The organism is Streptococcus sp. 27098_8_70 (assembly GCF_041432215.1).
Lineage (GTDB): Bacteria > Bacillota > Bacilli > Lactobacillales > Streptococcaceae > Streptococcus > Streptococcus oralis_CP.
Genome location: NZ_JAPVZD010000001.1, coordinates 392,431 through 407,681 on the forward strand (window position 1 = coordinate 392,431; position 15,251 = coordinate 407,681).

General features: G+C 40.0%; 16 protein-coding genes. 1 reads left to right on the forward strand and 15 read right to left on the reverse strand.

Features of this window, described 5'->3' with window-relative positions; translation table 11 throughout:
* Positions 1-67: 67 nt before the first annotated feature.
* The 6 genes from O3655_RS01885 to O3655_RS01910 all read right to left on the reverse strand — a co-directional run bounded on the left by O3655_RS01885 (position 68) and on the right by O3655_RS01910 (position 7,069).
* Complete coding sequence (locus tag O3655_RS01885) at positions 68-907, reverse strand: amino acid ABC transporter substrate-binding protein (protein WP_000823413.1); 840 nt, start codon at positions 905-907, stop codon at positions 68-70.
* A 15-nt stretch (positions 908-922) separates the two neighbouring features.
* Positions 923-1,552, reverse strand: coding sequence for an amino acid ABC transporter ATP-binding protein (locus O3655_RS01890; RefSeq protein ID WP_049501498.1), 630 nt, complete (start codon positions 1,550-1,552; stop codon positions 923-925).
* Between the two features lie 10 nt (positions 1,553-1,562).
* Entirely contained in the window at positions 1,563-2,204 is a 642-nt protein-coding gene (locus O3655_RS01895; protein WP_000121156.1) for an amino acid ABC transporter permease, read from the reverse strand.
* A gap of 388 nt (positions 2,205-2,592) precedes the next feature.
* Positions 2,593-4,392: a Spy0128 family protein gene (locus O3655_RS01900; RefSeq protein WP_308697095.1), complete on the reverse strand. Its 1,800-nt coding sequence runs from the start codon at positions 4,390-4,392 to the stop codon at positions 2,593-2,595.
* A gap of 291 nt (positions 4,393-4,683) precedes the next feature.
* On the reverse strand, positions 4,684-5,913 hold the full coding sequence (locus O3655_RS01905; protein ID WP_044020860.1) for a tetratricopeptide repeat protein: 1,230 nt from the start codon (positions 5,911-5,913) through the stop codon (positions 4,684-4,686).
* Positions 5,903-7,069, reverse strand: a complete 1,167-nt coding sequence (locus O3655_RS01910) for an AI-2E family transporter (RefSeq protein ID WP_000400294.1) — start codon at positions 7,067-7,069, stop codon at positions 5,903-5,905. The genes O3655_RS01905 and O3655_RS01910 overlap by 11 nt, the downstream gene beginning before the upstream one ends.
* A 144-nt stretch (positions 7,070-7,213) precedes the next feature.
* Between O3655_RS01910 and O3655_RS01915 the strand changes: the two genes are divergently transcribed.
* Positions 7,214-8,227: a lactonase family protein gene (locus O3655_RS01915; protein WP_000665595.1), complete on the forward strand. Its 1,014-nt coding sequence runs from the start codon at positions 7,214-7,216 to the stop codon at positions 8,225-8,227.
* A gap of 32 nt (positions 8,228-8,259) precedes the next feature.
* Here O3655_RS01915 and O3655_RS01920 read toward each other — a convergent pair whose 3' ends face one another.
* The 9 genes from O3655_RS01920 to O3655_RS01960 all read right to left on the reverse strand — a co-directional run bounded on the left by O3655_RS01920 (position 8,260) and on the right by O3655_RS01960 (position 15,244).
* On the reverse strand, positions 8,260-8,679 hold the full coding sequence (locus O3655_RS01920; protein WP_000940836.1) for a F0F1 ATP synthase subunit epsilon: 420 nt from the start codon (positions 8,677-8,679) through the stop codon (positions 8,260-8,262).
* A 10-nt stretch (positions 8,680-8,689) separates the two neighbouring features.
* On the reverse strand, positions 8,690-10,096 hold the full coding sequence (atpD, locus tag O3655_RS01925) for a F0F1 ATP synthase subunit beta (protein WP_000094372.1): 1,407 nt from the start codon (positions 10,094-10,096) through the stop codon (positions 8,690-8,692).
* A gap of 192 nt (positions 10,097-10,288) precedes the next feature.
* Positions 10,289-11,167, reverse strand: a complete 879-nt coding sequence (locus O3655_RS01930; RefSeq protein ID WP_000301235.1) for a F0F1 ATP synthase subunit gamma — start codon at positions 11,165-11,167, stop codon at positions 10,289-10,291.
* Between the two features lie 15 nt (positions 11,168-11,182).
* Complete coding sequence (gene atpA, locus O3655_RS01935; protein ID WP_000996615.1) at positions 11,183-12,688, reverse strand: F0F1 ATP synthase subunit alpha; 1,506 nt, start codon at positions 12,686-12,688, stop codon at positions 11,183-11,185.
* Between the two features lie 14 nt (positions 12,689-12,702).
* Positions 12,703-13,239 (reverse strand): F0F1 ATP synthase subunit delta, encoded by a 537-nt coding sequence (locus O3655_RS01940; RefSeq protein ID WP_000359021.1) that lies wholly within the window; start codon positions 13,237-13,239, stop codon positions 12,703-12,705.
* A complete protein-coding gene (gene atpF, locus O3655_RS01945; protein ID WP_000366311.1) occupies positions 13,239-13,733 on the reverse strand; it encodes a F0F1 ATP synthase subunit B in 495 nt (164 codons plus the stop codon). Before atpF ends, O3655_RS01940 begins: the two co-directional genes overlap by 1 nt.
* An 18-nt stretch (positions 13,734-13,751) precedes the next feature.
* The gene (gene atpB, locus O3655_RS01950; RefSeq protein WP_000392937.1) at positions 13,752-14,468 is read right to left on the reverse strand and encodes a F0F1 ATP synthase subunit A; all 717 of its coding nucleotides are present in this window, start codon (positions 14,466-14,468) and stop codon (positions 13,752-13,754) included.
* Positions 14,469-14,500: 32 nt separating this feature from the next.
* Complete coding sequence (locus O3655_RS01955; protein WP_001054551.1) at positions 14,501-14,701, reverse strand: F0F1 ATP synthase subunit C; 201 nt, start codon at positions 14,699-14,701, stop codon at positions 14,501-14,503.
* Positions 14,702-14,932: 231 nt separating this feature from the next.
* Complete coding sequence (locus O3655_RS01960; protein WP_008279616.1) at positions 14,933-15,244, reverse strand: CHY zinc finger protein; 312 nt, start codon at positions 15,242-15,244, stop codon at positions 14,933-14,935.
* Between the last annotated feature and the right edge of the window lie 7 nt (positions 15,245-15,251).

Genomic DNA, 15,251 nt, shown 5'->3' on the forward strand with positions numbered 1-15,251 from the left:
TCCTCTGGTACTTTCCAGAGGATTTTTCGATGCAAAAAGAGACTGAGAAAAAACTCAATCTCTTTTCTTATTCTTGATTTTTAACTTGACTGGTGGCTACATCTTCCCCAAACCATTTCTGGCTGATTTCCTGGAATTTTCCTTCTTGGTATAGTGATATAAAAGCCTGATTCAGAGCAGCTAGCAAAGTTTTATCAGCAGGTCTAACACCCACTGCAAATGCTTCACTTTCAAATCCAGCTGAAAAGACATTGTAGTCATTTAATATTCCTTCAGACTGGAGATAATAATTGGCATATACCCGGTCAATCACAAGGGCATCAATCCGATCATTTTTCAAATCAATCAAGGCTTCATTGAAACTTTGGTATTGATTGGCCTTCTGATCTTTCACTTGATTCTTGAGTAGTTCGGGTTGTCCTTCAAAATTCAAATAGCCAGAAGATCCTGCCTGGGCCCCTAAAACTTTGTCAGTCATATCCTGAATTGAGTGGATATTTTGAGACTTTTTAGAGACCAAAACTTGTTGATTTTCCATGTAAGGAATGGTAAAAGCAACCTTCTCTTTCCGTTCATCTGTAGCTGTATAGCCATTCCAGATGGCATCAATGGTACCATTTTGTAGCTCGGTTTCTTTCATATCCCAGTCGATGGGTTGAAATTTAATCTGAATTCCTAGCTTTTCAGAAACAGCTTGGGCCAGGTCAATATCAAAGCCTGCATACTGGCCATTCTTTTCCTCAAATCCCATGGGAACAAAGGTATTGTCAAAGCCAATGGTAATGCTTCCCTGTTTTTGATATTTGGCCCAATTATCCTGATTTGGATCACTTGCCTTCTGAGTACAAGCCGTCAGGAAGAAGCTAAAGAACAGAGCAAGTACAAGGGCAATTTTCTTTCTCTTCATAGGCACCTCCTAGTCCTACTTTGGATCAACCTTAAGGATCTGATCAGCAATGTTTTCCGCAAACTGAAGATCGTGGGTCACAACAATCTGGGTCATCCCACGCTCTTTATTTTGAAGGATAAGTTTTTCTACTTCTAATCGCAATTCTGGGTCTAAGGCTGATGTAGGCTCATCATATCCAATAATTTCTGGGTTTATCATCATGGCGCGTGCTAAGGCCACCCGTTGTTTTTGCCCACCTGAAAGTGAGAATGGAAAGGCATCTGCATGTCCAGCTAACCCAAGCTGTTCTAACAAACCACGCGCCCTCTTCTCAGCAACTTCCTTCTCCATGCTCATCGTTTTTATGGGCGACAGAGTTAAGTTATCTAGAACTGACAAATGCGGAAAGAGTTGAAAATCTTGGAAAACAAATCCCAGAAGATTGCGCTTTTCTAGTTCGTCTATAGCTAGCGATTCGCCGTTATAGTAGATTTCCCCCGAATCGATGGTTTCCAATCCAGCTAACATACGTAATAGGGTTGTCTTTCCGCCTCCTGATGGACCTACGATTGCAAGGATTTGCTTTTCAGGAATAGATAGGCTGAAGTTGGTTAAGATTTGTTTGCCACCAAAGGCCTTGTTGATATTTTGTAATTCTAACATAGCAATCCTCCTATCTGTAATAACTGTACTTCTTCTCAAGTTTTTTCGCTACAATGGTTACAAGACCAATCATAATCAAATAAATCGCTCCGGCTAAGAACATAGGAACAAGACTAGCATCTCGATTGGCTGCTGTCCGACTTGCCAAAATCAAATCTGAAATCCCAAGGGCATAAACCAATGAAGTATCCTTGACTAAACTCATGATTTCATTAAAGACGCTCGGTAAGACAATCTTTGTAACCTGAGGCAAAATAATATAGCGCACTGTGTCAAAAGGACTAAACTTCAAAACCTTAGCAGCCTCATATTGACCTTTAGGAATGGTTTCAATCCCACCACGAAAGATTTCAGCAAAGTAGGCTGCATAGTTCAATACAAAAGCGATCACAGCAGCAGGCAAACGATCTAAACGTATCCCAATGCTAGGGAGAACATAGTAAATAAAGATTAATTGCAAGAGCAAGGGAGTCCCTCGCATCACCCAAATATAAAGGTCAATCAGATAATGGAGGGGTTTCCAGCGGACTTGTAAAGCAAAGGCAACGACAATACCTAAAGGAATTGAAAAGATCAAGACCAGAGCAAAGACTTGAAGAGTCATACTTGCACCGTTCAATAAACTTGGTAATATCTCAAACATATAAGACATACTGCACCTCCTAAAAATTATTGTTCCTATTATAGCATAAATAAACAATTTAGCAAGGGTTTTTGTAAAAAAATTCTATAATTATTGAACTATACACCTTTATCTAAGAAATCAGAGCGAAATATCATCTTACAGAATTCGAAGAATTATAAGGATTCTAGACGAGAATATAGGTTTAACTTCTAATTCTGAGAGAACAATAATCAAAATATTTTTATCAAATATCTATAAAGATTTCAATGATATAGAACTCTATTTACTCTCATTCACTTCATACCTCTAGAGATATAAAAAAGAACCACTTTATAAGAATAGTATCATTTCTACTATCCATACAAGTGGCTCTTTGATGATGCCATAGCAAGGGCATCAAAATTTTTCAACTAGATTATTTAACTTTTTTGAAACGGAATAAGAGAATGGAACCAAATGCAAGTACTACTCCTACAACAGTAAGCAAGATAGTCATTTCAGATGTACCAGTATTTGGTAGTTCTTTATTTTCTTCTGGTTGTTTAGGTTTGTTATCAGAAGAACCCGGAGTCTCAGCAGCATAAGTATTTGTGATGGTTGGATTATTACCTGTAACTGTTGCTACAAGTTGACCTTGACCATTGTCTGCAACTTTTACTGTTACTGTATAAGCATTTTTATCATAAGTTACACCAGTTTCATTACCAGCTTTTTCAGTGATCGTGTATGTGTGAGTTCCTGTAGCAGTGTATTCAATCGCTGGGAAAGCAACTGTTCCATCTGCAGTATTCTTAGCTGTAGCTACAAGTTTGTCGCCTTCTTTCAATTCAAATTCATATTTATCTGCCTCAAGAGGTTTACCATTTAGGACTTTTTTAGCAGTAATTGAAGTTGTTGCAGATTTAGCAGAATACGAGTTTACAAAAACTTTATTGTCATATTTAACACTTGCAAACTTCTCACCATAAACATCTGTTACAGTAACTTCTGCGTTAATAGTCTTATCATCGTAAGCAAAACCTGGTTTTTGATCATTAACTTCTTTGATCTGATACTTATAAGTACCCACTGTAGAGAATTTTACGGCTTTAAATTTCACTTTGCCATCTTTATCATTCTTAACAGTTTCAACAACTGATCCGTTTGGATCAAGTAGTTGGAAGCTAAATTCTTCAGCAGCTAAGTCTTTTCCTTTTAACTGCTTAGAAACCTCAAATGAAACTTCTGTAGAACGTGAACCAGAACTAATACCTTCAGTTGTGGTTAATGGCGCAAAACCTTCTACATCAAAGTTTTCAGTCGAAGTCGTAATTTTAACGTTATTGAAAGCTTTCTTTGTTGTATTATCAACTGGAGCTGTGATACGAGTCTTATAAACTACATACAAACCTTGGTTTGTTAGATCACCATTACCATTTGGAGTAATAGTGAAGCGATTAGAATCTTGAACAACAATGTGACTTGGATTCAAAAGAGGATGATGCTCATCCTTACCCCATTCAGTAAAGTAGTAACCTGTAATCTCACTAGCTAATACTTGCCCTTCAGGGATTGTATCTTGAATCGAAACACCTTCATAAGGATTAGCATATTTGTTTACGCGAATATACCAATTAATATAATTTGGATCGTTCGTATCTTGAACTCCCCATTTAGTAAATCCTGTTGGATCCTCATCTGGAACAATACGAGTCAAATTGTATACTCCTGCTCCAGGAATGTTGATTGGATACGATTTATTGAGTTCAACATTATCAGCCCATACAACAGTAAATAAGGCCGAAATTTGTTTCTCTTCAGGTAAGTTAGCAAAATAATCTTCGTTACTTACCGTTACAGTCGCTGTATTTGCAGACTTATTTGTCGTTAACTCAGCAACCTTAGTGACTCCATCGTTACCAAAGATTTCAGTAGTTGAATCTGATTCAATTTTGAATTCATTTGGAACTTTATAAACCATAAAGTCACCATTCTTCAACGTTGTTGAGTTGTCGAATTTGTAAGTGGTTTGAAGGTAAAATTTCCCTTCACCATACTCTGCACCATCAACTAACTTATTATTGTTAATTGTCGGTACTGTCGTTAGCGTATAGCTACTAGATGGTAGTTCAGCAGCTTTAACCACATTGCTAGTTCTTAGTACTGGGATAAATACTGAAGCTACTAACAATAGCGCCATGAATGCATGAGAAAGTTTTTTATTAATCTTTTTCACAACATTTGCCTCCTTTATTTTTGGGGATAGATTCCCTTATTTATTATTATATATTCTTATATAAATTTGTCAAGTATTTCATAGTAGTTCGATGTTCAAATCATACCTTTAAACTCTTATTTTATAGGGTGTAGCAGGCTTTCATCGTTCAAAACTTCATCTAAATTGGCTATAAGAAATTCTAACATTTATATTATATTAGTAAAAAAGAAAAGACCTCTGAGGTCTTTCAAATCATTCATTTAAAGTCATTCGTTTCTGTTAATAAAATTTTACAAAAAATAGAAATCCTTAAAGTGTCTCTAATAGTTCTTGCATCTGAACATCATCTGGAACGAGTTTTAAATAAGCTTCAGCTTGCACTTTGGCTTCTTCAAAATACCCCAATTCACGTAGGAGATAAGTATACTGCTCCAGAAATTCAGGATTATCCTTGAGATCAAGCGATAGTTCCTGATAGAGCTCATAGGCCTTATCTAAATCCTCAATTTCCTGATAAGAACGGGCAATCATCCACTTGGTCAGGAGGTTTTCAGGTTCTTGACTTTGGAGAGCAATGATATCTTCGTACCGCTCTTGTTCCATATAAATGGTTGCAAGGCGAAGGAAAATTTCTTCTGTATCCTCTGCATCTTCTTTGGCAGTAAGGAGAAATTGCTCTGCACTACTAGGATCATGCAATTCATACGAAAACTGAGAAGCAGCCAGTAAGAGCCGAGTTTCAAATGGATTTTTCTCCAAACCTTGTTTAGCGATACGAAGGGCCTCTTCCACCTGATGTTCCTTATGCAAAGCTTGACTATAACCATATTCATATCCTTCAAAGTCAGGTGAAATGGTATCAATCTGCTTAAAGTAAAGAACAGATTTTTGATACTCTTCTTGGTCAAAGTAAAGACTAGCCAGTTCAAAGGCAGTTTGGTCATCGTATTCTAATTCTAAAGCTTTTTCTAAGAATTCAGTTGCAGCTTCAAACTTGCCTAACTGGGCATAAGCGTAGCCAATTCGTTGATAGGTTGAGACACCCGTTTGCTCATAGATGGAGCGATTGTCTAATTGAGCATAACCCTGAATAGCTTCCTGATAATTTCCTAACTCACTATCCAACTCAGCCAAACCAAAAACTAATAAGGGATCGTCTGAGTAGTTTAGGGCTTCCAGTAACTTTTCACGCGCTACATCTGTCAATCCTTCCAACTGATAGAGGTCAGCCTTCAAGGCCAAAGCCGACACGTACCAGTCACTTTCGGGTGTGATTTCCTCAAGGTGAGCAAAGGCTTCCTCAACATTGCCATCCTCACTAGCAATACTTGCTAAATTCAGATTCACTTCTGGAAATTCTGTAACGATTTTTTGGTAAATTTCTTTTGCTTGAGGATAAAAGCCAATTCCCTCTAGATAGCTTGCTAGTTCGTAAAGAACTTCACTTGAATCTGTTTCGAGGGCTTTGTGAAAATACTGATCCGCTTTGATTAAATCCTGTTCATCCAAAGCCTGGAGCATGTGTTGACTATTGTTCACTCTTGATTTCCTCCCCTTCTTCTTCATACAAACCGCTGACTTTTTTATACCAGTTAAAGATAGCTGAGATAACGACCTTGGCAGAAGCATAGACAGGAATTCCCAGCAAGACTCCCCAAATACCAAACATAGAACCTGAAGTTAGGAGAACAAATAGGACATTGATTGGATGGATGTTTAGCTGACTACCTAAAATAAGCGGAGAAACGAAGCGACCTTCAATCGTTTGTTCAACAATAAAGACAATAATCACTTTCAAAAGCATCACAGGTCCTGCTATCAAGCCCAAAACCAAAGCAGGCAACATGGCAAGAAAACTACCCAGGTAAGGTACTAGATTGAGGATACCAGCCGTGATCCCCAGAGTCACAGCATATCTGAGACCAATAATCTTAAAGAAGATAATAAACATAATTGCCACGATAATAGCAACTGTAACCTGCCCTCTAACATAGTTTGACAACTGTTTATTAACATCTGACAAAACTTGTCCGACAGGTTCTTTTAACTTGTTTGGGATAAACTTAGTCAAATAGTCTCGTAGACCTTTCCCATCTCTCAAAAGATAAAAGAGCATGAAGGGTACGATAATAACCGCAACAATGACCTGGGAAACGCTACTGATAAAGGCGCTAACCCAGTTAACAGCTTGAGAAGAGATTTTGCTGGCCCACATGGTCGCCTCACTAGAAACATTGGAAAGAACCTGCTCCAACTGTGGTCTAAAATCATCTGGCAAGCGTTTGGTTACAAGGTCATTGATCACCTTATCAGCATCTTCCAGGTATGTCGGCACATTCTTCGCAAAATTTAAGACTTGACGTTGCAGATTAGGAATTGCGACTGCCAATCCCCAAATGATAAAGAGTCCGATAATGACAAAAACAATACTAATGGCAAGAACACGATTGATCTTGTGCTTCTCCATCCAGTCCACAATCGGATTGAGGAGGTAATAAAGTAAACCAGATAAAATAACTGGCAACATGACAACCCCTAAAAAGTCCAATACCGGTAAAAAGATAAAACTAATCTTACTTAGAATAAAAATGTTTAGCCCCAGTAACAAGGTTACTAAAAATACAGTGATGGCTTTATTATCTAAAAACCACTTAAAAAACCAAGATAGGCTAAAATGTTTCTCTTTATGTTCCATAAATACATCCTTTCTGTCATTCTCTCATTATACCATTTTTAGACTAAAATAACTCTTTTTTAAAGTGCTTACATGGATGAATCTGATGCTTCATGACTGCCATTTTGTGGTATAATGAACTTATCATTATTAAGAGGTATGGACATGAAAGAAACTGTTTATTTTGGAACTTACACTCGTCGCTTATCTAAAGGGATTTACAAGGCAGATTTTGATACAGAAACAGGCCAGCTTGCAGATCTTGAACTCTTTGCTGCTGAACCAAGTCCGACCTACCTTGCCTTTGACCAACAGCAACACATATACACCGTAGGAAGCCAGGATGGCTTAGGTGGAATCGCTGCATACAAGACAGATGGCGCTTTGCTAAATCATGTGGTTGAAGAAGGCGCTCCCCATTGCTATGTGGCAGTGGATGAAAAACGTGGTCTCGTATACGGAGCTAACTACCACAAAGGCCAAGTTCTAGTTTATAAGCGCCAAACGGATGGTAGCCTCATCCAAACGGATCTAGATCAGCATAGAGGACAAGGCCCTCATGAAAACCAAACTTCTCCACATGTACACTTTACAGATCTAACACCTGACCAGTATCTCGTCACCTGTGATCTAGGTACAGATGAAGTAACGACCTACGATGTTAGTCCAGAAGGAAAACTAAGTAAGCTCCACACTTATCACGGCCAAGCTGGAGCAGGTGCTCGCCACATCGTTTTCCACCACCACTATAAGATTGCCTATCTCATCTGCGAACTTAATAGCACTATCGAGGTCTTGATTTATGATGGGGTCGGTGAATTTGAACGCATGCAAGTCATTTCAACCTTACCAGATGGATACGAAGGCTTCAATGCTACTGCTGCCATTCGTCTTTCAAAAGATGGCAAATACCTCTATGCATCTAACCGAGGTCATGATTCCATTGCAGTCTATACAATCCTCGCTGATGGTAGCTTGGAATTATTAGAGATTGTACCAAGTCATGGTAAAAATCCACGTGATTTCGACCTAACTCCTGATCAAGAGTTTCTCATTGCTGTTCATCAAGATTCTGATAACGCAACCGTCTTTAAACGCAATCCTAAAAGTGGTCGTCTTGCAGAACTTTCTAACGACTTTCATGTCCCTGAAGCAGTCTGCATCAACTTCCCACATTAAAAAAAATGAACTTGAGTTTCAAGTTCATTTTTTTATAGTCTATTTCCGACATTGATACGGTTGATAGCACGTTGCAATGCGATTTTTGCACGACGCTCTTGGTCAATCAAATGCTTGTCATGGGCTTCTTCGATTTCTCGTTCAGCGCGAAGTTTTGCACGTTCAGCACGACTGATATCGATATCACGAGCACGTTCTGCTGAGTCTGCTACAATAGTAATGATGTCATTGGCAATCTCGATAATTCCTCCGTTCACTGCAATCCAGTTCACATGAGTATCATCATCGATACGTTTTACCTTCACTTCATCAACCGCTAAAACCGCAATCATATTTTCATGTCGTGGCAAGATCCCCATCTCACCATCCAGAGTTCGTACCGATACAAAGCTGGCATGGTGATCATAGACGAGGCCATCTGGTGTCACGATCTGGACAGTTAAATGAGCCATAGATCACCTCTTAAAATCCCATTTTCTCTGCCTTAGCAATGACGTCTTCGATTGAACCGACACCACGGAAGGCATCTTCTGGTAACTGGTCATGTTTTCCTTCAAGGATTTCCTTAAAGCCACGAACTGTTTCCGCTACTGGCACATAAGAACCAGGTTGACCAGTAAATTGTTCTGCAACGTTAAAGTTTTGAGACAAGAAGAACTGGATACGACGGGCACGTGCAACCAAGGTCTTTTCTTCATCAGAAAGTTCATCCATACCAAGGATAGCAATGATATCTTGCAATTCATGGTAACGTTGAAGGACACGTTTAACCTCAGCAGCTACTGCGTAGTGCTCCTCACCAACAATCTCAGGTGCCAAGGCACGAGAGCTTGAAGCCAACGGATCAACGGCTGGGTAGATACCCAACTGTACCAACTTACGTTCCAAGTTTGTAGTTGAATCCAAGTGAGCGAAAGCTGTTGCTGGCGCAGGGTCAGTGTAGTCATCCGCTGGCACATAGATAGCCTGGATTGAGGTTACAGAACCCTTCTTAGTTGACGTGATACGCTCTTGCAATTGACCCATCTCCGTTGCAAGTGTTGGTTGGTAACCAACGGCTGAAGGCATCCGACCCAAAAGGGCAGATACTTCTGAACCAGCCTGAGTGAAACGGAAAATATTGTCGATAAAGAGAAGCACATCTTGGCCTTCTACATCACGGAAGTATTCGGCGATGGTCAAACCAGTAAGGGCAACACGCATACGTGCTCCTGGTGGTTCATTCATCTGACCAAATACCATGGCTGTTTTCTCGATAACGCCTGATTCTTTCATTTCCCAGTAGAGGTCGTTCCCCTCACGGGTACGTTCCCCAACACCAGTAAATACGGAAATCCCACCGTGTTCTTGGGCAATATTGTGAATCAATTCTTGGATCAATACGGTTTTACCAACTCCGGCACCACCGAAGAGTCCGACTTTCCCCCCTTTAAGGTATGGGGCAAGAAGGTCGATAACCTTAATCCCAGTTTCAAGAATTTCAGAAGAGGTAGACAACTCATCAAAAGTCGGAGCTTTTTTATGAATTGGCTGACGCTCAGCGTCTTCAGCAAAAGGAGCATCCAAGTCAATGGTATCTCCCAAAACATTGAAGACACGTCCCAAAGTTTCTTTACCTACTGGAACAGAGATTGGACGGCCTGTGTCCAAAACTTCCATTCCACGAGTCAAACCATCTGTTGATTCCATGGCGATCGTACGGACCATACCATCTCCCAACTCCAAGGCTACTTCAAGGACGATTTTTGTTTTTCTTTCGTCATTCTTGTAGACGACAAGTGCATTGTTAATCTCAGGAAGTGTTTCCCCTGCTGCAAACAAGACGTCTACAACGGGTCCAATAACCTGAGCAATTTTACCTGAACTCATCTCCTTCTCCTATTCTATATAAGATACTGTCGGTTCCTAGCTCAACTAGGTCCTAATACTCTTCGAAAATCAAATTCAAACCACGTCAGCGTCGCCTTACCGTACTCAAGTACAGTCTACAGCTAGCTTCCTAGTTTGCTCTTTGATTTTCATTGAGTATAAGTTCATTTTCATACGAGCTGGACTAAAGCCTTATTCTAAGGCACTAGCCCCCGCTACGATTTCTGTAATTTCTTGTGTAATCGCCGCCTGTCTGGCACGGTTATACTGGATTGTCAAATCATTGATAACTTTCTTGGCATTATCAGTCGCCGTTTGCATGGCTGTCATACCAGCGGCATTTTCAGCTGTCTTGGCATCGATAATAGCCCCGTAAATCATACTTTCAGCATACTGAGGCAACAATTGCTCCAAAATTTCTTCTCGACTTGTTTCCAACTCAAATGTCAAGCTATACTCCTCATCTGCTTCATTTGGATCGAGGTCAACAATCGGAAGCATTTGCTCCACACGCATTTGGCTGGTAAGCGTATTGACGTGGTGATTATAGCAAACATAAAGTTCATCAAAGAGTTCATTTTGGTACATCTCAATCGTTTTTGAAATAATTTTACGAACTTCATCAAAACTTGGTTGGTCGGCCAAGCCCCGCAATTCATAGATTGGTTGAATGCCACGAGCCTTAAAGAAATCAGCCCCCATACCACCAATACAGATAACTTCAAAGTCATCACCATTTGGATGATATTCTTCTTTCAGCTCCATCACAGCTTTAAGGATGGAAGCATTATAACCTCCAACCAAGCCACGGTCTGAAGTAATAACGATATAGCCTGTTTTCTTAACTGGGCGACTAATGAGCATCGGATTGGTAGAGCCACCAGATCCGTTACCATGTAGAATATCCGTCAAAAGCTTACGAACCTTCTGAGCATAAACTTGAAAATTGCGTGCTGCTTCTTCAGAGCGACCTAACTTGGCAGCCGATACCATTTGCATGGCATTAGTGATTTGACTAGTATTTTTTGTTGAGGCGATTTTTGTTTTAATATCATTTAGAGATACTGCCATCTGACACCTCTATTCTTATTGGAAGCTGGATTGATTGAGAAACTCTGTAATCGCAGCATCCAAGACTGCTTCTTCTGGCAAGTCTTTTGTTTCACGAATGGTTTCCAAAATCTCTGGATGTTGTGCATCAAAGAAGGCATGGAACTCTTCCTCAAAACGAACAATGTCATTTACAGGAACTGTATCCAAGAATCCGTGTGTCAAAGCATACAGGATCGTCACTTGTTTCTCAACAGGCAAAGGCTTGTGAACAGGTTGTTTCAATACTTCTACCGTACGACGACCACGATTCAACTTAGCTTGAGTAGCCGCATCCAAGTCCGAACCGAACTTAGTGAAGGCTTCTAACTCACGGTATGAAGCAAGGTCGATACGAAGAGTACCAGCAACCTTCTTCATGGCTTTAATCTGAGCAGAACCACCTACACGAGATACAGATGAACCCGCATCAATAGCTGGGCGAATACCTGCGTTAAAGAGTCCATCTCCAAGGAAGATTTGTCCGTCAGTGATAGAAATCACGTTGGTTGCGATATAGGCAGAGATATCTCCTGCTTGCGTCTCAATAAATGGTAGGGCTGTGATTGATCCACCACCAAGCTCGTCAGAAACTTTGGCTGAGCGCTCAAGCAAACGGCTGTGAAGGTAGAAGACATCCCCTGGGAAGGCCTCACGACCTGGTGGACGACGGAGCAAGAGAGAAAGTTCACGATAAGCTACCGCTTGTTTAGATAGGTCATCATAAACGATCAAAACATGCTTGCCTTGGTACATGAATTCTTCTGCCATAGCGACCCCTGCATATGGAGCAAGGAAGAGTAATGGAGAAGGTTGTGAAGCTGAGGCTGTCACAACGATTGTGTAATCCAAGGCACCGTACTGACGAAGTGTTTCTACTTGTGTACGAACTGTTGATTCTTTTTGTCCAATCGCTACATAGATACATATCATATCTTGCCCTTTTTGGTTCAAGATGGTATCGATTGCAATGGTTGTTTTCCCTGTCTGACGGTCACCAATGATCAGCTCACGCTGACCACGACCAATCGGTACAAGGGCGTCAATAGCTTTCAAACCTGTTTGCAATGGTTCTGATACAGACTTACGCTCCATAACACCAGGAGCTGGTGCTTCTACTGGACGAGTCTTGTCAGTATGGATTTCTCCGAGACCATCAACGGGACGACCAAGTGGATCCACAACACGTCCAATCAAGTTATCACCGACAGGAACTTCCATGATTTTACCCGTGCGACGGATAGTGTCTCCTTCACGGATATCCGTGAAGTCACCGAGAATGATGATCCCAACGTCTGTTGATTCCAAGTTTTGCGCCATACCATAAGAGCCGTTTTCAAAAATCAAGAGCTCTCCACTCATGGCATTTTCAAGGCCGTGGGCACGCGCAATACCGTCCCCGATATAGGTTACAACACCAGTTTCAGTCACATCAAAAATGGGTTTGAAATTTTCAATTTGTTGCTTAATTAAAGCGCTGATTTCTTGTGCGTTAATTGCCAAAAGAACACCACTTTCTATTTCAAATTTTCTTTAACAACACGAAGTTGCTGTTTAATACTCACATCAATTGTCTTGTGATTGGCAAAAATGACAAAACCACCAATGAGACTTTCATCGATTTGTTCTTTGATAGTCCGAACTTTCAGAGACATTTTTTTCTCAATCAAAGGAAGCAATCGCGCCTTCTGGTCATCTGTTAATGGATGAGCGGAGGCAATCGTTACTTCAAATCGATTCGTTTCTTTTTCAAGTCGACTCAAACAATCTACAATTACTTCATAAAATAAATTTGCTCTGTGATTGTATAGCAGCACCTGAAAAAAGTTTTGCATTAATGGTGACACTGAGTCTTGGAAGAAACGAACGGTTTTTTCCTTATCCGACTCACCTACTGCCACTTGACCTAAAAAAGAAGGCAAGTCTGTTTCTTCTGCGACTTGCTTGATTTGAGCTAAGTCAGAAAAGATACGGTCTTCTTCTCCCTTTTCAATCACCAATTGGACAAAAGGCATGCTGTATTTTTCAATTACCTTTACTGTCTTTTTGTCCATTAAGCTTCTCCTAGCTGATCGATGTACTGATCAATGAGTTCTTTATGGGCTTGTCCGTCAAGGTTTTGTGAGATGATTTTACCAGCGAGACTAATCGTCAAATCTGCTACCTCACCCTTAACGCTTTGTAAAGCTTCCGCTTTATTTTGAGCAATTTCTTGGTTAGCTTTTTCTTTCAAGCGTCCTGCTTCCAGTTTCGCCTCAGCCAAGATGTCAGCTCTACTTTTCTCAGCTGTTTCCTTTGCATTCTCGATAATTGTCTTAGCTTCCGAACGGCTACCTGCCAACTCAGCTTCACGTTTGCTAGCGAGTTCTTCGGCCTTCTTACGGGCAGCTTCTGCTCCGTCAATATCTGAAGAAATTTTTTCAGCACGTTCATCTAAAATATTGGTAAGATTTCCCCAGGCATATTTTTTCACTAAAAAAATTAATAAAAGGAAGGAACCAGCGATAAGAATAAAGTCACCAATAATGGTACTAATAGTTAAATCCATCTTCTAATCCTCCTCTACTTACTCTTCCCCAGCATTTATCTTCTTACCAATGTACATCGATGACAACATGGTAAAGACATAGGCTTGAATACATGAAATGAAAATCGAAAAGGCTGTCCATAACATGTTTGCGATAAAGGCAAAAGGATACCAATACAAAGCATTTTGTGACAAGGCTAATAGCAATCCAGCTAAGACCTCACCGGCAAAAATATTTCCGTAGATCCGAATCGCCAAGGAAGCAAAATTGGTGAACTCTTCTAAAATGTTCATCGGAGTCATAAAGCCAGGTGTAACAAATGCTCTCAAATATTCTTTAACGCCTCTACGACGAACTCCTTCTACATGGGCGATCAAAGTGATCAAGAATGATAGGGATAAATCGTATCCAAGGTTGGCTGTTGGGGAAGTCCACAAGTTATAACCGTTTGTTGTTTGTACTTTTGCCATTAAGCCGATATTATTGGCAACCAAGATAAACAGAAATAGAGAAAACAGAAATAAGGAATAATCCTTGATGTATGATTCTCCAATGTTTGGTTTGGTAAAACCAATCACAAAGTCGTAAATCATCTCAAGAGCATTTTGTTTGCCCTTTGGACGGATGGTCATTTTACGACTTGCCCAGTAGACAAAGGCAAAAACCATCAAAACAGTTACAAGAGACATGGCAAGCAGGGTCAAATCAAAGGATATTGGTCCAATATTAACGGTTGGATTCAAACTTTCTTCCATGGTTTGACACCTCCATTTCTAAATAGAGTTGTCTATTTAATGACAAATGACATCGCCAAGGTTACAAAGAATGTTCCTTCGATAAAGGCAATCCCCATGATCATCAAACTACGCAATTGTGGGATGATGTCTGGTTGGCGTGCTGCAGACTTGAACAAACCGTTCATCAAAAATCCTTCTGCAAGGGATACACCCATACAGGCAAGACATAGACCGAAAAATGTTAAATTCATGATGAATTCTCCTTTTTATTTAAATTTACTTCCTTAGTTTAGTCCTAAAATTTGTTTTTGTCAACTTTTTACTAACATTGAAAGCGTTTCATATGATTTATTTCTATTTTTGCTGTTTTTACCCCATTCTATAGAAAGTTTTTCCATTTTAGATTGCGAATTTTTCTTGATTTTACTCTATTTTCTGAAACAAACTGAAAAATCCAAGTTAAGAACTTGGATCGATTCATTTTATTTAAAATAGTAGGAATAGTGTTGTTTACAACCTGGATTAAATGGTGCACTGCAGTAAGGACAAGCCATCTGTTTTTGGTATTCTTGGAAAGTCATTGTCCTCTTACAACCCCCACATAAGATTGGTCGATCCTCAAAAAGCGCCAAGGGATAGGGAGAAAAAACATGTGTCTCCATAGTATTGTGACACTGATAGCATGCGTAGTATTTTTTGCATTCATAACATTGGAGTGAAACAATATCCTTTTCACTATGATAATGAACACATCTGCTTTCATCATCTACCAATAAACCTTGAGCTTGTATCATTCCCTTT